This window comes from Rhizobium sp. NXC14, from assembly GCF_002117485.1.
Taxonomy (GTDB): domain Bacteria; phylum Pseudomonadota; class Alphaproteobacteria; order Rhizobiales; family Rhizobiaceae; genus Rhizobium.
The window spans coordinates 1,540,741-1,562,316 of the sequence record NZ_CP021030.1 but is presented as its reverse complement, the minus strand read 5'-3'; the positions used below and the strand labels follow the sequence as shown (position 1 = coordinate 1,562,316).

General features: G+C 63.6%; 20 protein-coding genes. 12 read left to right on the top strand and 8 right to left on the bottom strand.

Annotated elements, in window-relative coordinates:
- Window positions 1-182: 182 nt before the first annotated feature.
- The 3 genes from NXC14_RS07650 to rsmA are packed head-to-tail and all read left to right on the top strand — an operon-like array spanning window position 183 to window position 2,989.
- Window positions 183-1,127 (top strand): peptidylprolyl isomerase, encoded by a 945-nt coding sequence (locus NXC14_RS07650; protein WP_085777659.1) that lies wholly within the window; start codon window positions 183-185, stop codon window positions 1,125-1,127.
- Window positions 1,128-1,133: 6 nt separating this feature from the next.
- Window positions 1,134-2,162, top strand: a complete 1,029-nt coding sequence (gene pdxA, locus NXC14_RS07645; protein ID WP_085777658.1) for a 4-hydroxythreonine-4-phosphate dehydrogenase PdxA — start codon at window positions 1,134-1,136, stop codon at window positions 2,160-2,162.
- Window positions 2,162-2,989, top strand: a complete 828-nt coding sequence (gene rsmA, locus NXC14_RS07640; RefSeq protein WP_085777657.1) for a 16S rRNA (adenine(1518)-N(6)/adenine(1519)-N(6))-dimethyltransferase RsmA — start codon at window positions 2,162-2,164, stop codon at window positions 2,987-2,989. The genes pdxA and rsmA overlap by 1 nt, the downstream gene beginning before the upstream one ends.
- A gap of 96 nt (window positions 2,990-3,085) precedes the next feature.
- On the opposite strand, the gene NXC14_RS07635 is transcribed toward rsmA, so the two are convergent.
- Genes NXC14_RS07635 through NXC14_RS07620 form a run of 4 tightly spaced genes read right to left on the bottom strand, consistent with a single transcriptional unit; the run spans window position 3,086 to window position 8,130 of the window.
- A complete protein-coding gene (locus tag NXC14_RS07635) occupies window positions 3,086-4,525 on the bottom strand; it encodes a coniferyl aldehyde dehydrogenase (protein ID WP_085777656.1) in 1,440 nt (479 codons plus the stop codon).
- Between the two features lie 21 nt (window positions 4,526-4,546).
- Window positions 4,547-5,653, bottom strand: coding sequence for an NAD(P)-dependent alcohol dehydrogenase (locus NXC14_RS07630; RefSeq protein ID WP_085777655.1), 1,107 nt, complete (start codon window positions 5,651-5,653; stop codon window positions 4,547-4,549).
- A 31-nt stretch (window positions 5,654-5,684) separates the two neighbouring features.
- A complete protein-coding gene (locus NXC14_RS07625) occupies window positions 5,685-6,506 on the bottom strand; it encodes a p-hydroxycinnamoyl CoA hydratase/lyase (RefSeq protein ID WP_085777654.1) in 822 nt (273 codons plus the stop codon).
- Between the two features lie 4 nt (window positions 6,507-6,510).
- Window positions 6,511-8,130: an AMP-binding protein gene (locus NXC14_RS07620; protein WP_085777653.1), complete on the bottom strand. Its 1,620-nt coding sequence runs from the start codon at window positions 8,128-8,130 to the stop codon at window positions 6,511-6,513.
- 197 nt (window positions 8,131-8,327) lie between these two features.
- Here NXC14_RS07620 and NXC14_RS07615 point away from each other — a divergent pair, with 197 nt between their 5' ends.
- Window positions 8,328-8,813 (top strand): MarR family transcriptional regulator, encoded by a 486-nt coding sequence (locus tag NXC14_RS07615; protein WP_085777652.1) that lies wholly within the window; start codon window positions 8,328-8,330, stop codon window positions 8,811-8,813.
- Between the two features lie 77 nt (window positions 8,814-8,890).
- Here NXC14_RS07615 and NXC14_RS07610 read toward each other — a convergent pair whose 3' ends face one another.
- The gene (locus NXC14_RS07610) at window positions 8,891-9,790 is read right to left on the bottom strand and encodes an AraC family transcriptional regulator (RefSeq protein ID WP_085777651.1); all 900 of its coding nucleotides are present in this window, start codon (window positions 9,788-9,790) and stop codon (window positions 8,891-8,893) included.
- 233 nt (window positions 9,791-10,023) lie between these two features.
- Here NXC14_RS07610 and NXC14_RS07605 point away from each other — a divergent pair, with 233 nt between their 5' ends.
- From NXC14_RS07605 to NXC14_RS07570, 8 genes are all read left to right on the top strand, one after another.
- Window positions 10,024-11,487: an aldehyde dehydrogenase gene (locus NXC14_RS07605; protein WP_085777650.1), complete on the top strand. Its 1,464-nt coding sequence runs from the start codon at window positions 10,024-10,026 to the stop codon at window positions 11,485-11,487.
- Between the two features lie 65 nt (window positions 11,488-11,552).
- The gene (locus tag NXC14_RS07600; protein WP_085777649.1) at window positions 11,553-12,872 is read left to right on the top strand and encodes an ABC transporter substrate-binding protein; all 1,320 of its coding nucleotides are present in this window, start codon (window positions 11,553-11,555) and stop codon (window positions 12,870-12,872) included.
- Between the two features lie 5 nt (window positions 12,873-12,877).
- Window positions 12,878-13,633 (top strand): ABC transporter ATP-binding protein, encoded by a 756-nt coding sequence (locus NXC14_RS07595; protein ID WP_085777648.1) that lies wholly within the window; start codon window positions 12,878-12,880, stop codon window positions 13,631-13,633.
- A complete protein-coding gene (locus tag NXC14_RS07590) occupies window positions 13,630-14,358 on the top strand; it encodes an ABC transporter ATP-binding protein (protein WP_085777647.1) in 729 nt (242 codons plus the stop codon). The genes NXC14_RS07595 and NXC14_RS07590 overlap by 4 nt, the downstream gene beginning before the upstream one ends.
- Window positions 14,355-15,287, top strand: a complete 933-nt coding sequence (locus tag NXC14_RS07585) for a branched-chain amino acid ABC transporter permease (RefSeq protein WP_085777646.1) — start codon at window positions 14,355-14,357, stop codon at window positions 15,285-15,287. Before NXC14_RS07590 ends, NXC14_RS07585 begins: the two co-directional genes overlap by 4 nt.
- Window positions 15,284-16,309 (top strand): branched-chain amino acid ABC transporter permease, encoded by a 1,026-nt coding sequence (locus NXC14_RS07580; RefSeq protein WP_085777645.1) that lies wholly within the window; start codon window positions 15,284-15,286, stop codon window positions 16,307-16,309. The genes NXC14_RS07585 and NXC14_RS07580 overlap by 4 nt, the downstream gene beginning before the upstream one ends.
- Before the next feature lie 39 nt (window positions 16,310-16,348).
- Window positions 16,349-17,134 carry a coniferyl-alcohol dehydrogenase gene (locus NXC14_RS07575; RefSeq protein ID WP_085777644.1) on the top strand — a complete coding sequence of 262 codons (786 nt, stop codon included), beginning with the start codon at window positions 16,349-16,351 and terminating at the stop codon, window positions 17,132-17,134.
- A gap of 20 nt (window positions 17,135-17,154) precedes the next feature.
- Window positions 17,155-18,600, top strand: coding sequence for an aldehyde dehydrogenase (locus NXC14_RS07570; protein ID WP_085777643.1), 1,446 nt, complete (start codon window positions 17,155-17,157; stop codon window positions 18,598-18,600).
- 170 nt (window positions 18,601-18,770) lie between these two features.
- Here NXC14_RS07570 and gmk read toward each other — a convergent pair whose 3' ends face one another.
- The 3 genes from gmk to mltG are packed head-to-tail and all read right to left on the bottom strand — an operon-like array spanning window position 18,771 to window position 21,560.
- The gene (gene gmk / locus NXC14_RS07565; protein WP_064810043.1) at window positions 18,771-19,433 is read right to left on the bottom strand and encodes a guanylate kinase; all 663 of its coding nucleotides are present in this window, start codon (window positions 19,431-19,433) and stop codon (window positions 18,771-18,773) included.
- A gap of 3 nt (window positions 19,434-19,436) precedes the next feature.
- Window positions 19,437-20,324, bottom strand: a complete 888-nt coding sequence (locus NXC14_RS07560) for a YicC/YloC family endoribonuclease (RefSeq protein WP_085777642.1) — start codon at window positions 20,322-20,324, stop codon at window positions 19,437-19,439.
- Between the two features lie 18 nt (window positions 20,325-20,342).
- Window positions 20,343-21,560 carry an endolytic transglycosylase MltG gene (mltG, locus tag NXC14_RS07555; protein WP_085780029.1) on the bottom strand — a complete coding sequence of 406 codons (1,218 nt, stop codon included), beginning with the start codon at window positions 21,558-21,560 and terminating at the stop codon, window positions 20,343-20,345.
- Window positions 21,561-21,576: the final 16 nt, after the last annotated feature.

Here is a 21,576-nt window from a genome sequence, read left to right as displayed (position 1 = left end):
GGCGGACGGCGTAAACATGGCCTCAAGTCATTCTTTCGCCGTAAGCCTGTGCAGGACATTGCCGCCAGTCGATATCCGAGGCATAGGAGTTTCGCGCCGCGATGGAAGCGATTTCCGCGTGTCTCGCACTGTGGTAAGGACGCCGCGATCAAAGTCTCGCGGCGCTATTGGGAGGTCAACAGATGATTGACGCGAAAAAAGCCATAACCGCCTTTCTCGCCGGCGCAGCGATTGCCTTGCTGACGGGCCTTGCCGGCCCCGCGCTTGCGGCAAGCGGAGTCCAGGCCGTGGTGAACGGCACAGCCATTACCAGCGGCGACGTCGCCAAGCGTCAGGCCTTCCTGCGCCTGCAGCATACCAAGGCCGACGCCAAGACCGCCACGGAGCAATTGATCGACGAGACGCTCAAGCGCCAGGAGGTCGCCCGCGTCCATATGTCGGTTTCGCAGCAGGACGTCGATGCGTCTTTCGCACGCTTTTCGGCCGGCAACAAACTTTCCGTCGAACAGATGTCGCAGATCCTCGATCGCGCCGGCGTTGGCGTCGACCATTTCAAAGGCTTCATCGCCGTGCAGATGAGCTGGCCGCGAGTCGTCAATGCGCGCTACGGCTCGACCTCGCGGCTGTCGAATTATGATCTGGTCTCGCGCATGATGCAGAACAACAAGCAAAAGCCGGTGACGACGGAATATATGCTGCAGCAGATCATCTTCGTCATTCCTGAGGCCAAGCGCGGCGCCATCACCGGTAAGCGCAAGGGCGAGGCCGAGGCATCGCGCTCGAAATTCCCCGGCTGCGATCAGGCAAAGACCTTTGCCGCAACGATGCGCGATGTTTCCGTGCGCGATCTCGGTCGCATGCTTGCTCCCGAGATCCCGCCGGATTGGAAACCTCTGGTCGAGCAGGCCAAGGGCAACACGACAGGCACCCGCGTTACCGAGAAGGGCGTCGAATATCTGGCGATCTGCAGCCAGCGCCAGGTCTCCGACGACCAGGCCGCCGAAATGGTCTTCCGCCAGGAGGATCTCGACAAGTCCAAGGCCGGCAAGAACGGCCCACCGGAAAACGAAAACAGCAAGAAATACCTGGACGAACTGCGCAAGAAAGCGCAGATCGCCTATCGCTGACCGACGATGGCGATACCCTTCTCACGACCGCTTGCGCTGAGCCAGGGCGATCCCGCCGGCATCGGACCGGATATCACCCTGACGGCTTGGCTCCGGCGGCGTGAACTCGGGCTTCCGCCTTTTTTCCTGATCGGCGATCCGGATGTTTTGGCTCTACGGGCCCGCCAGCTCAATCTGGCGGTTTCCATACGTGAGGTCGACACGGCCGGCGAGGCCACCGGCATATTTGCCGATGCTCTGCCCGTCATGAGCGTGCCGGCCGGCATTCAGGTGGTGGCCGGCGAGCCGCATGCGGCAACGGCGAAGGGCACGATCGCGGCGATCGAGAAAGCAGTCTCGCTTGTCATCGGCGGCGAGGCACTCGCAGTCGTCACCAATCCGATCGCCAAGGGCGTGCTCTACGAGGCGGGTTTCCGGTTTCCCGGCCATACCGAATTTCTCGCCGATCTTGCCGCCAAGGCGACCGGCAAGCCGGTGACGCCGGTCATGATGTTGTCGGGACCTAAACTGAGGGCCATTCCAGTTACCATCCACATTCCTGTCCGCGATGTGCCGCAAGCACTGACCGGCGAACTGATCATCGAAACCTGCCGGATCGCCGATGCGGATCTCAGGCAGCGCTTCGGTATCGACGCGCCGCGCCTTGCCGTCGCCGGCCTCAACCCGCATGCTGGTGAAGGCGGAGCGATCGGCACGGAGGATGAGGACATCATCCGTCCATCGATCGAGCAACTGCGTGACGAGGGTATCGACGCGATCGGCCCCCTGCCCGCCGATACGATGTTCCATGACGATGCGCGGGCGCGATATGATGTCGCCATCTGCATGTACCACGACCAAGCGCTGATCCCCGCCAAGGCACTCGGTTTCGACGACAGCGTCAACGTGACCCTCGGACTTCCCTTCGTGCGAACCTCGCCGGACCACGGCACCGCTTTCGGCATTGCCGGCAAGGGACTGGCGCGCGAGCAGAGCCTGGTTGCAGCACTGAAGCTTGCCGCCCAGCTCGGCCGCACCGCCGAAGGCCGCCGCTGATGGCAGCACTCGATGGCCTGCCGCCGCTTCGCGACGTCATTCAGCGTCACGGCCTCGATGCGCGCAAGGCGCTCGGGCAGAACTTCCTGCTCGACCTCAACCTCACGCAGAAGGTCGCCCGCACCGCAGGCGCGCTCGAGGAGACCACCGTTTTCGAGGTCGGCCCCGGCCCCGGCGGGCTGACCCGGGCGATTCTGGCGCTCGGCGCCAAGAAGGTCATCGCCATCGAGCGGGACGCGCGCTGCCTGCCGGCGCTTGCCGAGATCGCCGACCACTATCCCGGCCGACTGGAGGTGATCGAAGGCGATGCGCTGAAGACGGATTTCGAGTCACTGGCGCCGGAAGGACCCGTCAAGATCATCGCCAACCTGCCCTACAATGTCGGTACGCAGCTGCTGGTCAACTGGCTGCTGCCGAGGGCCTGGCCGCCATTCTGGCAATCGATGACGCTGATGTTCCAGAAGGAGGTCGGCGCCCGGATCGTTGCCGGCGAGGACGACGACCATTACGGCCGTCTCGGCGTGCTCTGTGGCTGGCGGACCGAGGCGCGCATGGCCTTCGACGTGTCGCCGCAAGCCTTCACACCGCCGCCGAAGGTGACTTCGACGGTAGTGCATCTTGTCCCCAGGGCGAACCCCATCCCGTGCACCATCGCCAATCTGGAAAAAGTAACGCAGGCCGCCTTCGGCCAGCGCCGCAAGATGCTGCGCCAGAGCCTGAAGCCACTCGGCGGCGAGAGCCTGCTCATCAAGGCGGGAATCGATCCGGCGCGGCGGGCGGAGACCCTCTCAGTCGAAGAATTCTGCCTTCTCGCAAATAGCCTTTAGCGCCACATCTCCTCTTGGATGCACAAAGGACGTGCCTTAGGTAGCAGGCCGTCCCTTCGCACAGGCGATCGGACGGCTGGGTTGATGAGGAGCGCTTTACTTGCAGATCGCTTCGGCCAGAAAGGCGCGCATCGCCTCGCCGAAGGGCGGCCGCATCATAAGTTCCGCCTCCACCATCTTGCTCTGATGATAGACGGCGCGCGGATGCGAGAAGGCGAGGAAACCGAATTTGCCGTGATAGGCGCCCATGCCGGAATGACCGACGCCGCCGAAGGGCAGGCCTTCCGCCGTAACATGGCTCATGCAATCGTTTATGGTCACGCCGCCTGAGATCGTATTGTCCAGAACGCGGCGCTCCTCTTCGCCATCCTGGCTGAAGTAATAAAGGGCGAGCGGGCGCGGCCGGGCGTTGATGCGATCGATGACGTCGGCGACGTCGCGATAGGGAAGAACCGGCAGAACCGGTCCGAAGATTTCCTCCTGCAGCGCGCGCATATCGTCGGTGGGATCGAGAATCAGGGTCGGTGGCATGCGGTGGGCCGGTTGCTGCGAGAAGTTCTCTCCTGCCGGATTGATTTCGACGATGCGGGCGCCCTTGGCCCTGGCGTCGTCGACCAGGCCCTGCACGCGCGCATGGTGACGGGCATTGACGATCGAGGTGTAGTCAGGATTGTCCTTCAGCGTCGGATACATCGCACCGACCGCCGCGACGGCGTGCTCGGCAAAGGCTTCAACGCTTTCCTCGGGCACGTAGACATGATCCGGGGCCAGACAGATCTGGCCGGCGTTCAGCGTTTTGACCGTCATGACCCGACGCGCCGCGTCTGCGAGATCGGCCGAACGGCCGACGATGACGGGCGACTTGCCCCCGAGCTCGAGCGTCAGCGGCGTCAGATTTTCCGCCGCCGCCCGCATGACCTGATGGGCAACCGCCGTACCGCCGGTGAAGATCAGATGGTCGAAGGCAAGCGAGGTAAAAGCGGTGCCGGTCGCCGGTCCGCCTTGCACCACCGCAATTTCCGTTTCGTCGAAGGAGCGGGCAACGAGTTCCGCCATCAGCGCGGCCGAAGCCGGCGTCACCTCCGACGGTTTGATCATGGCGCGGTTGCCGGCGGCGAGGATGCCGGCAAGCGGGGCAAGGGCGAGCTGATACGGGAAATTCCAGGGGCTCAGGATGCCGACCACCCCCTTCGGCTGATAGACTACCTCGGCAACAGCGTCCGGGAACAATGCCTCATGCTGCTCCGGCTTCAGCCATTCGGCAAGATGAGCCTTGGCATATTTGAGCGAACCGACGCAGGTGAAGACGTCGAGAAGCAGGCTCGCCTCGACGCTGCGGCTGCCGAAATCATCCGAGAGGGCCGCCGCAATCGCATCCTTGTGATCGACGAGAAGGGCGATGACGCGGTCGATGCGGTCGAAGCGGGTCTCGATATCAGGCGGCCCCTCTTTAAGGAAAGATGCCCTTTGCCGGGCAAGCAGCGCCTTCATGGTGTCAGCACTGGTATCGGTGGCGATTGGGGTGACGGTGTTCATTGGTTCCTCCCTAAAACGATGTCAGGCGGCAGGCTGGCGCACGATCGGTTTCAGCACGATGCCTCTTTCCGAGTCCTCCACCGCCCGGTTGATGTCGGCAAAATCGTAGAAGCTGACGAGCCTGTCGAACGGGAATCGCCCTTGGCGATGAAGGTCGATCAATAGCGGGATCAGCACGTCGGGATTGGAATCGCCCTCCACGATGCCGCGCACCCGGCGTCCGCCGGACAGGATGTGGGTGAGGTCGAGCGTCAACGTCGCCCCGTGCGGCGGAGCCCCGACGATGCCGCATGTGCCACGCGGCGCCAACACCCGCACGCATTGGTCGATGACGGTCGGCACGCCGGAGGCATCGATCGAATAGTCGACGCCAGCACCGGTCAGCGCCATGATCGCGGCGACCGCGTCGATCTTCTTGCCGTCGACGATGTCGGTCGCCCCGAGTTCGGCGGCAAGCGCCAGCCGCCTCTCGTTGACATCGACGGCGATGATCCGTGACGCACCAACGATCCGCGCCGCCATCACGGCGGCCAGACCAACAGAGCCCATGCCGAAAACTGCAAGTATTTTTCCAGGCTCGATGTCGAGCGCGTTCATCACCGCGCCGGCGCCGGTCTGGATACCACAGGCGAGTGGGCCAAGCAGCGCCAGATCCGCATCTTTCGGCACTTTCACGATATTGCGTTCATGGCAGAGCGCGTGGCTTGCAAAGGACGATTGTCCGAAAATATTGCCATGAATCCGCTCTCCCTCGCATGAGAGCCCGCTCGAACCGTCGGCGCGCGCACCGAAGAAGTTGCGCGGGAAGAACTCGTGGCAGTAGGTTTCCTCGTGATCGTTGCAGCTCGGGCAATGACCGCAGGAATTGAAGGTCATGACCACGTGATCGCCCGCGACCACCTTGGCAACGCCCGGCCCGACACGTTCGACGATGCCGGCGCCCTCGTGACCGAGCACGACCGGCTGCGGCACCGGCAAATACTGGTCGCGCATGACGATATCGGTATGGCAAACGCCGGTCGCTATGACGCGAACGAGGATCTCCCCCTCGCGCGGCTCCTCCAGATCGAGCCTTTCCAGCGAAAACGGCATATGCGGCGCACGCGCCACCGCGGCATGGATCTTCATTCTATCCTCCTCCCGAGATCAATCCGCGCCCTCAGCCGCGCCTGTAGGCGCCGAGTCCCGGCTGATAGGTCTTGTCGTCGAGGAACTGCTTCAGTCCCTCGTCGCGCCCCTTGGTCTTGTCGAGAAACAGCATCTGCTCCAGCTTGGCGTAGATGTAATCGTCGGCGAGATCCCACGGCAGGTTGCGCACCCGCTTATAGGTGTCCTTGGCGGCCTTCAGCGTCACCGGGTTCTTTTCGAGCAGGCTCGCGCAAATCTTGCGAACCCGGGTTTCGAGTTCGGCGAGCGGCACGGCCTCGTTGACGAGACCCATTTCGGCAGCCTTGCGCCCGCCGAAGAGTTCGCCGGTCATGATGTAGTAGAGGGCGTCGCGATGGCGCATCACCTCGGCCACCGCACGCGTGACGTTGCCACCCGGCAAGATGCCCCAATTGATCTCGGAAAGGCCGAAATTTGCCTCCTCGGCAGCGATGGCAAGGTCGCAGGAAACGAGCGGTGTGAAGGCGCCGCCGAAGCACCAGCCATTGACCATGGCGATCGTCGGCTTTTCGAAATACATCAGCCGACCCCACCAGCCGCCGGATTGGCGCCGCGCCTTCAATGTGGCATCGCGCGGCTTGTCGTCGTTGTCGCGAAAATATTCTTTGAGATCCATTCCGGCGGACCAGGACTCGCCGGCCCCGCGCAGGACGAGCACGCCACAGCGCTCATCGCCCTCGAGCTCATCGAGTACCTCCAGCATCCGTGCATTCAAGGCCGGATTCATCGCATTGCGCTTTTCCGGTCGGTTGAGGGTCACGAAAGCGATGCCGTTATCGAATTCGACCAGAACCGGCGATTGGTCTTCAGTCATGAGGTCACTCCATTGGTTTCGGCGTGATTGCCGAGGGCCGTTTCATCGGGCCCTGTCGTTGAAGGGTTTCGTCGGCATGAAGCTGGCGCAGAACATGTTTCTGCACCTTGCCGGAGGCGGTGCGGGGAACGGCTTCGACGAAGAGGATCTGCGCCGGGCGCTTGAAGGCGGCGAGCCTCGCCGCGCAATGGCCAGCAATCGCCTCGCCCGTCACCACGGCGCCCGGCCGCAGCACGACACAGGCGACGCCACATTCTCCCCACCTGTTATTGGGAATGCCGACGACCGCGACGTCGAGGACATCGGGATGGCTTGCGAGTACGGCCTCGACTTCGGCCGGATAAACATTCTCACCGCCGCTGATATACATATCCTTCAGCCGGTCGACGATGCGATAGAAGCCGTTTGCTTCGCGCCGGCCGAGATCGCCGGTACGGTACCAGCCATCGGTGAAGGCGGCGAAGGTTTCGGCAGGCTTGTTCCAGTAGCCCGGCGTCACCGCCGGTCCACGCAGCCAGAGTTCGCCAATCTCGCCGCGGCCAACGTCGTGGCCACCCTCGTCGACAATGCGGATGTCGACCAATGGTGCGGGAAGACCGACGCTGCCGGGATTGTCCTGCACCGCGCGCCGGTCGATCGGCACATGCAGCACCGTTCCGGCCTCGCTCATGCCGTAACCGTTGACTAGCGCAACGCCGTCATCGAGATAGCTTTCGATCAGCGCCTGCGTCAGCGGCGCGCCGCCGACGAAGAGCGCATGCAGGCCAGAGAGAGCCGCGGCGCTGTAGGCGGGATCGTTGCGCAGAGCGAGGGCGATCTGCGGCACGGCGAAATAATGGGTGACGGCGCGCTCACGCAAGACGGCCAGCGTGCGCGCCGGGGTGAAGCGGTCGGAGATGACGAGCGTACCGCCCAGCGTCAATGTGGTGCGGGCCACGGCGATCAGGCCGATCGTGTGGAAGAACGGCAGATCGCACAAAGCGACCGAAGCCGGCCCGATTTCCCCGACGAAGGAAAAATTGATGGCGGCAAAGAAAGCATTGCGGCCGGTGATGACTACGCCCTTCGGCTGCCCTGTCGTGCCCGAGGTGTAGAGAAGGACGCACGCCCGATCGGCATCTCCGGACACCGGATCGGCGGAGGCGCTCGCCTCGATGCGGGCCGAAAGCCCGGCCGTGCCATCTGCCGTGGAGATCACCGCCATGCCAGGATCGACATCTGCGAGGCTTGCCACAACTTCCGAAAACTCCTCGTCGCGGACCAGGAGCGCCGGCGCGCAATCGGCAAGTATCGGCAGCAGTTCGGCGGCGCCGAGACGCCAGTTAAGCGGCACATAAACGGCGCCGACGCGCTGGCAGGCAAAAGCCAGCACGATCGAATCGATCGAGTTGCGCGCCAGCATAGCGACCCGCGCCCCGTCCTGGCGTGCTCCGAGGATAACATCGAGGAAACCGGCGCATCGGGCGATCCGCATATCGAGCTCGGCATAGGTAAGCTCCCGGCCGGTGGCGATCTCGAACAGGGCCTGTCGATCCGGCGCGACACGGGCGCGGTAAAGGATGGGATCATCCGCCACCAGTCCGCAATCGACGAACGAAGACATTCCGGAATGGGAATGCGCCATTTTTCCTCCCATGCCAGCCGCTCCTCCGCGGCCGACAAATTTGTATGTAACACATACTAATATTTTTTGAGCAGGATGCAAGAGGCTGCTCGCAGCAAATCCGTCTACGCCGACAAGCTCTGGGAAATCTTCGGGCGCATATTGACTAAGCTGCTGATTTTGATGGTTATGGCGCCTTGACCGGGCGAGAACGAATAATGGCCGCAAAACCACCGAAGGATGATTTTGAGAGCGAGGATGCTCCGGCGACGCCATTGCTCGACGTCGGCCGGCTTGGCGATCTCCTCGGCTTTCACCTGCGCATGGCGCATGTCGCGATCTATCGTGACTTCGCTGGAACCATGGAAGAGCTGGCGCTGACGCAAAAACAGCTCGCGGTGATGGAACTCCTTGCAGTCAATGCGGGCGCATCGCAGATCGACTTGGCCAATACGCTTGGCACCGACCGCGCAACGATGATGGCTCTCGTCAACCGGCTGGCAGCTCGCGGCTTCGTCGAGCGCCGCCCTTCCGCGGCGGACCGCCGCCGTCAGGAACTGCATCTGACGATGGCGGGACATGCCATGCTCGCGCAGGCGCGCAAGCTGATCGATGCACACGAACGGCGTTTCATCGACCTTTTTTCGCACGACGAAATGGATGCTCTGCTGGCTGCGCTGAAGCGGATATATAAGCGCGACTGAAACCTGCTCCGCCCTTTGCCGGCGTGCCAGAGCAGCATAGGAGCCTTGGCAACTCCGGCGATGCCATGCGCGCAAACCTAAGGCCAGTCCGCATAACCCGAGGAAAGCATGCTGTTTTCCGAGCCGGCGGAAGCACGGGCGATCTCACGGTAGCCGGCGGGGGAAAGGCCGGTTTTGCGCTTGAAGAAATGGCTGAAATAGGTCGGGTCGCGAAAGCCGAGGCTGTCGGAGATTTCCTGGATGTTGCGGGCCGAACGCTCCAATCTCAGCTTTGCCTCCTGCACCACGCGCTCGTGCAGAAGCTGGATCGGCGAGCGGCCGAGCGTCCTCTGACAAATCGAATGCAGGCGGTCGGCGGTGACGCCCAATTCCGCGGCATAATCGCTGATCGGCCGGTGCTGGCGGAAACCGGCCTCGACCAGCTGGCGATAACGCTGCAGGATCGATCCGGTTTCGCCCTGCCCACGCGGCTCGCTTCTTTCGCTGTCGCTGCCGCGCCACAGCGTCATCAGGATCAGCCTGAGATAGGCCGAGACCACCATCCAGGAGGCCCGGGAGGGATCGCCGAGTTCCCGCACGAAGCCCGAAATCAATGGACTCATTTCGGCCACCAGCAAGGGATCCCGTGCCTCGACCAGCTTGCGCTGCTCGGTGAGGAGGCGCAGCGAGTAGGATTCCACCTTGTCGCCAATCGCGTCGACCATGATCTGCGCCGAGGCGCCGATGACATGGGCGGCACTCCCGGCAGCAATCGACAGATCGCAGCGTGCCTGCGGCGGCAGGAAGGCAAGCAGCGGCCCGTGCAGCGGCCGATCTTCGCCGCTGTCGAAATGAAGGTCGGCGGCGCCATCGCCGAGCAGCAAGAAATGATGGAAATCGGCATACAGCCCTTTTTGCAGACGGATGCGCCGGTGCGACAGCGACGGCGCGTGCCACTCGCCCCTGGCATAGTGATAAATGCCTCCGTCCGTCGCCAAGCCCGCTCCTCCGCTCCTGCCAAATAGTGCTGCAATCGCCGGATAATTACAATATTAACCCAATAAATCGCATTCCATCCGCCATCGATCGGCGTAACCTTGTCGTCATCAGCCTTTGGGAGGAGGCATTCCGACAACGCAGGAACGCTTAAGCGCCTATCAGGCCGTCGCGTCCGCTCGTCTTCTCCCGTGGCAATAATGCGGCGTCAGCACTTGGCGCCAGCATGTGACAAATGGGTGAAACCGTGTTTTCGGCAAAGCTGATGATAAACAACGACGCGATGGATGCTTCCGAGGGGGCCACCTTCGAACGCATCGATCCGCTGACCGGCGATGTCGCGACGATCGCTTCGGCAGGATCCGTCGCCGACATGACGCGGGCCGCCAATGCCGCCGCTGCCGCCTTTCCCGATTGGTCGCAAACCGGCCCCGGCGAACGGCGCAGATTGCTCAACGCCGCCGCCGAACTTCTCGATGCCCGTTCGCCGGAACTGATTGCCGCCATGACCGGCGAAACCGGCGCCACGACGCAATGGGCAGCGATCAATTGCCGGCTCGGCGCCGATATTTTCCGCGAGGCGGCGGCGATGACCACGCAAATCTCGGGCGAGCTCATTCCCTCAGGCATTCCCGGAAACCTTGCCATGGCGGTGCGCCAGCCGGCAGGCGTCTGCGTCGGCATCGCCCCCTGGAATGCGCCCATTATTCTCGGCACCCGCGCCGTCGCCATGCCGCTTTCCTGCGGCAACACCGTCGTCCTGAAAGCCTCCGAACTCTGCCCGAAGACCCACGGCCTGATCGGCGACATCCTGCGTGACGCCGGCTTTCCCAGCGGAGTCGTCAATGTCGTCTCCAATGCGCCGAGCGATGCTGCCGCCGTCGTGGATGCCCTGATCGCCCATCCGGCTGTGCGCCGCATCAACTTCACCGGCTCCACCCGTGTCGGCAGGATCATCGCGGAAAGCGCGGCACGGCATCTGAAGCGCTGCCTGCTCGAACTCGGCGGCAAGGCACCATTCATCGTTCTTGCCGACGCCGATCTCGACGAGGCAGTGGGTGCCGCCGCCTTCGGCGCCTTCATGAACCAGGGCCAGATCTGCATGTCCACAGAGCGGATCATCCTGATGGACGAGATCGCCGATAATTTCGTCGGCAAATTCCGGGCGAAGGCCGAAACCCTGGTTGCGGGCCATCCCGGGGACGGCAATACGCCGCTCGGCACGCTGATCAACGCCGAAGCGGCGCGGCGTGTGAAGTCGCTCGTCGACGATGCCCTGCAGAAGGGCGCGGTGCTCGTCTGCGGCGGCCGGCCCAACGGCACGCTGATGGATGCAACCGTCATCGATCACGTGACGCCTGCCATGCGCATCTACCGTGAGGAGAGTTTTGGGCCGGTCGCGGCGATCGTCCGGGTCGGCAGCGTGGACGAGGCGGTGACGGTTGCCAACGACAATGAATACGGGCTCTCGGCGGCGGTTTTCAGCGCCGACATCAATGCGGCGATGGCCGTTGCCATGCGGCTTGAATCCGGCATCTGCCACATCAACGAGGCCACGGTTTCCGACGAGCCGCAAATGCCGTTCGGGGGCGTCAAATCAAGCGGCTATGGCCGCTTCGGCGGCAAGGCCGCAATCGATGAATTCACCGAGCTCAGATGGATCACCATGGCATCGGGAAAACGACACTACCCGATCTGACTTCAGATCGGGATGAACACAGGAAACGGGCCGGGAGGCCCGCATCAAGAGGGAGGAACGATTTCATGAACGGCATTTTCCGCAACGGCAAACTCAACGCGGCAACTCTCACCCGCCGCTCTTTCATCGCATCGGCTGCCGCAGGCAGTGCGGCGCTGGCGCTTTCCGGCCGAACGGTTTTCGCCCAAGGCGGCGATACGTTGAAGGTCGGCTTCATCAGCCCGCGCACCGGCCCTCTCGGCGGCTTCGGCGAGACCGACGGCTATGTGCTGGACCTGGCGCGCAAGGCGCTGGCGAACGGCCTGCAGGCTGGCGGCAAGACCTGGAAGGTGGAGATTCTCGACCAGGACACCCAATCCGACCCCTCGCGCGCCGGCCAGCTGGCGAAGGACCTGATCAACAACGAGGCGATCGACCTGATGCTCGCCGTCTCAACACCCGAAACGATCAATCCGGTGGCCGATGCCTGCGAGGCGGCAGGCATTCCCTGCCTGTCGACGGTGATGCCCTGGGAAGCCTGGTATTTCGGCCGCGGCGCCAAGCCCGGCGCGCCCTCGCCGTTCAAATGGACCTATCATTTCGGTTTCGGCGTCGAAGAGTTCCACAAGGCCTATGTCTCGCAGTGGAATCTGATCGAGACCAACAAGAAGGTCGGCGTCATGTATCCGAACGATGCCGACGGCAACGCGATCCGCACCCATCTGGCGCCTGCACTTGCCAAGGCGGGCTTCACCATCGTCGATCCCGGCGCCTATGAAACCGGAACCACCGACTTTTCGGCCCAGATTGCTCTTTTCCGGCAGGAAGGCGTAGAGATCTTCAACTCCTTCCCGATTCCGCCCGATTTCGCCGCCTTCTGGCGTCAGGCGGCACAGCAGGGTTTGACCCAGCAGATCAAGATCTGCCAGGTCGCCAAGACGGGCCTTTTTCCATCAGACATCGAAGCGCTCGGCGATCTTGGCCTCAACATCGGCAGCGCCGCCTACTGGCACAAGGCCTTCCCCTACAAATCCACGCTGACCGGCGTCTCCGGAACCGAACTCGCCGACGGCTATGAAACGGCAAGCGGCAAGCAGTGGACGCAGCAGCTCGGCGCCAGCCTGGCGCTGCTCGACGCCGGCTTCGATGCGCTGAAGGCGAGCACCGACGTCAAGAGCAAGGAGGCGGTGGCCAAGGCGCTCGCCACGCTGAAGACGACGACGATCGCCGGCAAGGTCGACTTCACCAGCGGTCCCGTTGCCAATGTTTCTCCCGGGCCGATCATCGGCACGCAGTGGGTGAAGGCGCCGGAGGGCTCGAAATTCGCGCTCGACTACGTCGTCACCGAAAACGCCACCGACCCCAATGTTCCGGTCGGCGCCAAGCTCACCGCCTACAACGGATAGCAACAGTGCAGAGGCAAGAAGCGCAAAGACGGCCCGGGGACGCTTTTCTCTCGGCCAGGGGGATCCACAAGCGGTTCGGCGCGCTTGTGGTGCTGGAGAATCTCGATTTCTCCATGGGCGATGGCGAGGCGGTCGGTATCGTCGGGCCGAACGGCGCGGGCAAGACGACTCTGCTCAGCGTGCTCGCCGGCGCCTACCCGCCGAGCGCGGGAAGCATCATCTTCGATGGCGCCGACGTCACCAGCCGGTCGGCGGCGGAACGCTGCCGGTCGGGTCTCGTGCGGACGCATCAGATCCCCAAACCCTTCAACGGCATGACGACCTTCGAAAATGTCTTCGTCGCCGCCTCGCACGGCAATGCGGCAAGCCGCGACGAGGCCTATGAGCGGGTGGTGGATTCACTGTCGCTCTGCGGCATGCTCGGGGTCGCCAACCGCCAGGCCAACACGCTCGGCCTGCTCGATCGCAAACGGCTGGAGCTTGCCCGTGCGCTCGCCACGCAGCCGCGGCTCCTGCTGCTCGACGAAATCGGCGGCGGCCTGACCGATGGCGAAGCGAGCGAACTGGTCGAAGCCATCCTGGAATTGCGCCGCCGGGGTATCGGCATCGTCTGGATCGAGCATATCGTTCATATCCTGCTGCAGGTGGCCGAACGGCTGATCTGCATGGATGCCGGCCGGATCATCGCCGATGGCGAACCGAAGACTGTCATGAGCGATGCGGAAGTGGTCAAGGCCTATCTTGGAGGGACGCCCGCATGAGCCTTCTTTCCATTGAGAATCTCGACGTCCGGCACGGCCTGCTGCAGGCGGTGCGCGGGGTCAGTTTCGATATCGCCAAGGGCGAGGTGCTGGCGCTGGTCGGCGCGAACGGCGCCGGCAAGACGACGCTGCTCCGATCGATCGCCGGCGCCCATCTGCCCTCCTCCGGCCGAGTCCTTCTCGGTGATGAAGACCTGGCTGCCGTCCCGTCCCACAAGCGGATCGCCAAGGGCATCGCCCTGGTGCCGGAAGGCCGGCGCCTGTTTTCGCAGATGACGGTGGAAGAGAACCTGCTTCTCGGCAAGAGCTGCGGGCGCAAGGGCGAGTGGAGCATCGACCGCATTCTCGACGCCTTTCCGAACCTGAAAACCCGCCGTCACGCGAAGACCGGGCACCTCTCCGGCGGGGAGCAGCAGGCGACCGCCATCGGCCGGGCGCTGATGAGCAATCCCGATATTCTTCTCCTGGACGAGGTCTCGCTCGGGCTTTCGCCCCTGGTCGTCGACCGCGTCTATGCCCAGCTGCAGGCGCTGCTGACTTCGGGAACGACCATCGTGCTGGTCGAGCAGGATCTCGGCCGCGCCATGAGCGTCGCCAGCCGCGTCATCTGCATGCTGGAAGGCCGCATTGTCCTCGACCGGCCGGCAGCCGCCGTCACCCGCGACGAGGTCACCAAAGCCTATTTCGGATTGCACCGGGCATCAGGCGAAAGGAGCGCATCATGATCAACACCCTGATCCAGGGCCTCCTGCTCGGCGGTTATTACGCCGTCATCGCCTGTGGCCTGTCCTTCATGTTTTCGGTCATGCGGATCATCAATCTCGCGCATGGCAGCCTGGCCGTCGCGGCCGCTTACGGCCTGTGGCTGCTTGCTGCCAAAGCCGGCATTCCGCCCTTCGCCGGCCTTTTGATCGTGCTGCCCGTCATGGCGGTGATCGGCTGGCTGCTGCAGCGCTACATTCTCGAACGCAGCGCCCGCGGCGGCACGCTGCTGCCGATTCTCACGACCTTCGGCCTGTCGATCGTCATCGACAATCTGCTTTTCGAACAGTTCGGCGCCGACACCCGGTCGCTCGCCCCCTTCATCGGCAACCTCTCCTATGCATCCTGGCAGCTGCCGGACCACATCTTCGTCGGCAAGCTTGCCGTGATGATGATGGTGACGGCGATCCTCATTCTCGGCGGGTTGCAATTCTTCCTCAGCCGCTTTGCATTGGGCCGCGCCATCCGCGCCACGGCAGAAGATCCGGACACGGCAGGGCTCGTCGGCATCGATGCGCGTAGGGTGAACGCGGTCGCCACCGCCATCACCATGGTCACGATCGGGATTGCCGGCGCCTTTCTCGGCATGCGTGCGACCTTCAGCCCCTATGCGGGCGGCCCGCAGCTTCTCTTTGCCTTCGAGGCCGCGGTCATCGGCGGAGCGGGATCGCTCTGGGGCACGCTTGCCGGCGGCATCGTTCTCGGCCTTGCCCAGTCGCTCGGCGCGCAATTGCATCCGCAGGGCTTTCTGATCGGCGGCCATGCCGTGTTCCTGCTGGTGCTTTTCATCCGGCTGTCCCGATCCCGCCTGCCGGTTCTCGACAAGATCGGAGCGCTTCTGAAACCCAGCGCGCTCCTCAACCTTCGCGCACGCCATCGGAGCCCGACATGACATTCGTCTCCAACGGAATATCGATCGAGCGCTGGACGACCTCGTCGCGGCTGGCGCTCGGCTCCATCGCCGCGGTGTTTGCCCTGCTGATCCTCGCCCCGGCCGTGCTCGGCGCCGGTGCGATCGACCGGATGACCGCCCTGTTCATCTATGTGATCCTGGCCGCCATGTGGAATGCGCTCGCCGGTTTCGGCGGGCTGGTGTCGGTCGGCCAGCAGGTGTTCTTCGGTCTCGGCGCCTATTTCACCATTCGGCTCGCCGATGCGGGGCTCGATCCCTTCGTCTCGGTCTTTGCCGCGGCGATCGTGACCGGCGCACTGTCGATCCCGCTTTCGCTGTTCATGCTGCGGCTGAAGGGCGGCGAGTTTGCGATCGGCATGTGGGTCGTGGCCGAACTCGCCCATCTGCTGGTCAATCTCGACCGGCTGATCCAGGGAGAAACGGGAACCTCGCTGATTTCGCTCAACGTCTATGACAGCGGCACGCGGCGGGCGGCAATCTATTGGCTCGCCCTGGCCTCCACGGTGGCCCTGCTCGGCTCGCTCTTCATGCTGATGCGCAGCCGCGCCGGTGCGGCGATGCAGGCGATCCGCGACAATGAAGAGGCGGCGACCTCGGTTGGCGTGCGGGTGACGGCCACCAAGCGGCTGCTCTTCGTGCTCGCCGCCTTCGGCATCGCCGTCGCCGGTGGCCTGTGGCTGGCGACCGCCACGACCTTCCAGCCGAAGACCTATTTCAGCGTCCAGTGGACGGCCTACATGATCTTCATGGTGCTGGTCGGCGGGATCGGCAAGTTCGAAGGCGCCATCCTCGGAGCCATCCTGTTCTTCGTCATCGAGACCTTCTTCGGCAGTGCCGGCGTCTGGTACCTGATCGGGCTTGGGGCCACCGCGCTGATCTTCTCGCTCTACCTGCCGCGCGGCCTCTGGGGAGGAATCGAGCGTCGCTTCGACTTCCAGCTTCTGCCCGTCGGCTACCGGCTGAAACTGCCCGGCCCGTCCAAAATCAAATGGGAAGAATGAACCGGCCTGCTTCCTGGTTTTCTTGCGAAAGGAGAATCCATGCTTTTTGGTAAAACAATCCTGGTGACCGGCGTGGCCTCCGGCATCGGCGCCCGGACCGCGGAACTGGCCGGCCAGATGGGCGCCGAGGTCATCGGCGTCGATGTGCGCGAACCGGCAAATGGAAATGCCGCCTTCATCAAGGGCGATCTATCCACGCCATCGGGCGTTGCCGAAATCGTCGCGCAGCTGCCGGCGCGCCTTGATGCCCTCGCCAATGTCGCCGGCCTTTCCGGCAGCACCGGCGTCGTCTCGACGCTCGCCGTCAATTTCTACGGGCTGCGTGCCTTGTCGGAAGTCGTGGCACCCCGCCTGCGCGAAGGCGGCGCCATCGTCAACGTCGCCTCGATCGCCGGTTACGGCTGGCGGGCCAATCTCGAGCGGGCCAAATTGCTGACCTCGATCGAAGGCTTTCCGGATGTCGCGGCCGTTGTCGCCGAACACGGCCTCAAGGACGAGCAAGGTTATCCGCTCTCCAAGGAACTGCTGCTGCTCTGGACCATGCGCGCGGCCCACCAACCCTTGTTCAAGAACCGCGGCATCCGCGTCAATGCGGTGAGCCCCGGGCCGGTGGAAACACCCATCCTCAAGCAGTTCCGCGCCGTGCTCGGCGACGCCAGGGTCGACAGCGATATCACCCGCGTCGGCCGTGCCGGCACATCAGCCGATATCGCGCCCGCCGTGCTCTTCCTCTGCTCGGATGGCGCACGCTGGATCAACGGCGCCAATCTTGCCGCCGACGGCGGCCTCGAAGCCTCCATCAACGCCGACGTCCTCGGCTTCTAATCATTTCCAGGAGACCCACGATGAATATTTCCCTACTGATAGATGGCGCAGACCGGACAGCCTCCGGCGGCCGGACCTATGACCGCATCGATCCCTTCACGGAGAAGCTTGCGAGCCGCGCCGCCGCTGCAAGCCTGGAGGATGTTGCCGCCGCCGTCGGCGCCGCCTCGGCTGCCTTCGGCGCGTGGTCGAAGACCGGACCCGGCCAGCGCCGCGCCATCCTGATGAAAGCCGCCGATATCATGGATTCGAAAGTGGCTGAGTTTACCCGGCGCATGATCGAGGAGACCGGCGCTACCGCGCCCTGGGCCGGCTTCAACGTCATGCTCGCTGCCAACATCCTGCGCGAGGCGGGCGCCATGACGACGCAGATTTCAGGCGAAATCATCCCTTCCGACAAGCCCGGATCGCTTTCCATGGGCGTTCGCCAGGCGGCCGGCGTGTGCCTGGCGATCGCGCCCTGGAATGCACCCGTCATCCTCGCCACCCGCGCCATCGCAATGCCGATCGCCTGCGGCAACACTGTTATCCTCAAGGCATCCGAACAATGCCCGGGCACGCACCGGCTGATCGCTACGGCGCTGACCGAAGCGGGGCTGCCGGCGGGCGTCATCAATGTTCTCACCAATGCGCCGGAGGATGCGCCGGAGATCGTCGCAGCACTCATCGCCCATCCGGCCGTCAGGCGCGTCAATTTCACCGGCTCGACCAAGGTCGGCAGGATCATCGCCGAGACCTGTGGCAAATATCTCAAGCCTGCTCTGCTCGAGCTCGGCGGCAAGGCACCGCTCGTCGTTCTCGACGACGCCGACATCGACGGCGCCGTCAATGCCGCGATTTTCGGCGCCTTCATGCATCAGGGCCAGATCTGCATGTCGACGGAGCGGATCATCGTCGACACGGCGATCGCCGATCAGTTCGTGGCTAAACTGGCCGCCCGCGCCAGCCAGTTGCCGGCCGGTGACCCGCGCGGTCATGTCGTTCTCGGCTCGCTGATCAGCCTCGATGCCGCCAGGAAGATGGAGGAGCTGATCACTGATGCCACCGCCAAGGGCGCAAAACTCGTGGCCGGCGGCAAGCGCTCCGGCACCGTGGTCGAGGCGACGCTGCTCGATCACGTCACCCCTGACATGCGCGTCTATTCGGAAGAATCCTTCGGCCCGGTCAAGCCGATTATTCGCGTCTCCGGCGAGGAGGAAGCTATCCGCGTTGCCAACGATACCGAATACGGCCTGTCATCCGCCGTCTTCAGCCGCAACATCCAGCGGGCGATGGCGGTTGCGGCGCGCATCGAATCCGGCATCTGCCACGTCAACGGCCCGACGCTGCACGACGAGGCGCAAATGCCCTTCGGCGGCGTCAAAGGCAGTGGCTACGGCCGCTTCGGCGGCAAGGCAGCGATTGCCGAATTCACCGACCTGCGCTGGATCACGGTGGAGGATTCTGCCCAGCACTATCCCTTCTGAGAGGTCGGGCAGCGCCGGCGAAATTTCCGAGGGGGCGAGCGCCATTACAATGCCGTGGTGGGTGACCTGGCGCGGTGCTGTCTCAAACCTGACGTCAGCGAATTCCCAGTGTCGGAATGGCTGTCACTGGCGAGCGCCGCATCAGGGCACGAATCCACGCAATCAGCTCGCTAGAGCGACGGCGTCTCTTCCAGCAGCTCTCGGACGAAATCGAACATGCCGTGGCGGCGGTCGCGGCGCAGGCGTTCGGCCTTGACGATCGACTGGACGGCGTCGAAGGCGGTGTTGAGATCGTCATTGACGATGACATAATCATATTCGCGCCAGTGGGCGATCTCGGCGCGGCTGTTGGCCAGACGCGTCTGAATCACCTCCTCGGAATCCTCGGCACGGCGATGCAGCCGCGACTGGAGCTCCGTCATGGTCGGCGGCAGCACGAAGATCGAGACGACGTCGGCCGACATCTTCTCCTGCAACTGCTGGGCGCCCTGCCAATCGATATCGAAGAGCATGTCGCGGCCTTCGGCCATGGCCTGCTCGACCGGCTCGCGCGGCGTGCCGTAGAAATTGCCATGCACTTCGGCCCATTCGAGCAGCGCGTCGCTATCGCGCAACCGCTCGAACTCGCGCACACTCTTGAAATGGTAATGCACGCCTTCGACTTCGCTCGGGCGGCGCTGGCGCGTGGTGACGCTGACGGAGAGGCCGATATGCTTGTCGGTCTCCAGAAGCGTGCGCGCAATCGTGGACTTGCCTGCGCCCGACGGCGACGAAATGACAAGCATCAGACCGCGGCGGGCGATCTGCACGGGCGAGGATTTCGCCGGTTTCATGTCCTACTCCAAATTCTGGACCTGCTCGCGGAACTGGTCGATCACGACTTTCAGCTCGATGCCGGCGGCGGTGACCGCCGAGGCATTCGACTTCGAGCAGATGGTATTCGATTCGCGGTTAAATTCCTGTGCAAGGAAGTCCAGCCGGCGCCCGGCAGGCCCGCCTTTCGCCAGGAGATCGCGCGCGGCGGCGATATGCGCCTTCAGACGATCGATTTCTTCGCGCAGATCCGCCTTGGTCGCCAACAAAGCGGCCTCCGCGTGCAGCCTGTCACGGTCGAGGGCGGCCATGCCGTCCATCAGCAAGGCAACCTGTGCCGCAAGCCGGGCCGCGATCTCCGCCGGCGAACGTGAGGGATCCATCTCGATCGTCCGCGTCAGGCTCTCGATCGTCGCGACATGATCGAGAAGGATGCGGGAAAGCGCCGCGCCTTCCTGTGCGCGCATTGCCTTGAGATCGGCAAGCGCGGCGAGCAGCCCAGCGCTAATATCTGCATCACGGGCGGCAAGCGCCTCCTCGCCATCCTCGCCTTCACGGAACTCCACGATGCCGCGCACGAGAAGCAGCGTATCGAGCTTCAAAGGCGCCGGATCGATCACGTCAACCAGTTGTTCGCGCATGGCGAGCACGGCAGCGAGCGCCTCTTTGTTCAGAACTGCCTCGAAACGGTTCTCGTCGGCGGTGACCGACAGCGATGCCTGCAGATTGCCGCGGCTGAAGGTTTCGCCGGCAAGGCGGCGGACCTCCGCCTCCATGCGTTCGAGACCGGGCGGCAGGCGCAGGCGCAGGTCGAAACCCTTGCCGTTGACCGAGCGCAGTTCCCACGCCCAACGCCAGCGGCCGCTCGTTCCCTCGCGCCGCGCAAAACCGGTCATCGACTGCAAAGCCATGCGAGCCTCCCGAAACTGTCAGTTGATCTTCTTTTTCTTCGGCGGCACGACGGTCGCGCCGTTTTCGCCCGGCTGCTCTTCCGGCTGGCCGTCGACGGCGATATTCGGGTCCGAACCCTTGTCGGCCTCGAGCTTGCGCCAGCGCTTGACGTTGGCATTGTGCTCCTCGAGCGTAGCGGCAAAGACGTGGCCGCCGGTGCCGTCGGCGACGAAATAGAGATCCTGGGTTTTCCAAGGGTTGGCGACGGCTTCCAGCGCATCCTTGCCGGGATTGGCGATCGGCGTCGGCGGCAGGCCCTTGATGACATAGGTATTGTAAGGCGTGTCCCGTTTCAGATCCGATTGGTAGATCGGCCGGTCCGCCGGTTTTCCCTCGCCACCGAAGAGCCCATAGATGATCGTTGGATCGGACTGCAGGCGCATGCCCTTGCCAAGCCGGTTCAGGAACACCGAAGCGACATGGGCACGTTCGTCGGGAATGCCGGTCTCCTTTTCGACGATTGAAGCGAGCGTCACAAATTCTTCTTTGGATCGGAGCGGCAACGAAGCGTCGCGCTTATCCCAGATCTGATCGACCAGCTTCTGCTGTGCAGCCGCCATCTGTTCGATGATTTCGGAGCGCTTGGTGCCGCGCGAGAATTTGTAGGTGTCCGGACGCAGGCTGCCTTCGGCCGGTAGCGCGGCCGGCAAGTCGCCTTCCAGAACCGGATCCTGCAGCATGCGGTCGAACATCTGGCGGACCGTCAGGCCTTCCGGAAAGGACACCGAATAGAGGATGGACTTGCCCGATTTCAGCAGCTCCATGATATCGCTCATGGAGGCTCTCGCCTTGATCTCATATTCGCCGGCCTTCAAGCTCTCGCCGGCGGAAAGATGAGTCGCCGTCAGATATCGAAAGATGCGGGCATCGGAGATGATCGCGTTGCGCTCGAGGTTCGAGGCGATTTCGGCGAGACCCGCACCGTTGCGGACGATGAAATTGGTGTTGGTCTGCAGCGGGCCCGGGCTCTGATAGGTCGACGTCGCGTAGTAGAAGCCGATGACGGCGAGGACGCAGACCAGCACAGTCATCGTCATGATGAAGTTCAAGAAAAGGACGATCTGGCTGCGAGCGTTCTTGGAGCGTTTCGGCGGCTCGGGAACACGTTCCGGACGCAGGGCTTCGCTCGGCGACTTCGGGATGATCGGTCCCTTCTGCGCCTGGGTATCGTTGCTCTGGTTCGTCGTATCGCTCACCGGCAATCCTCTATAA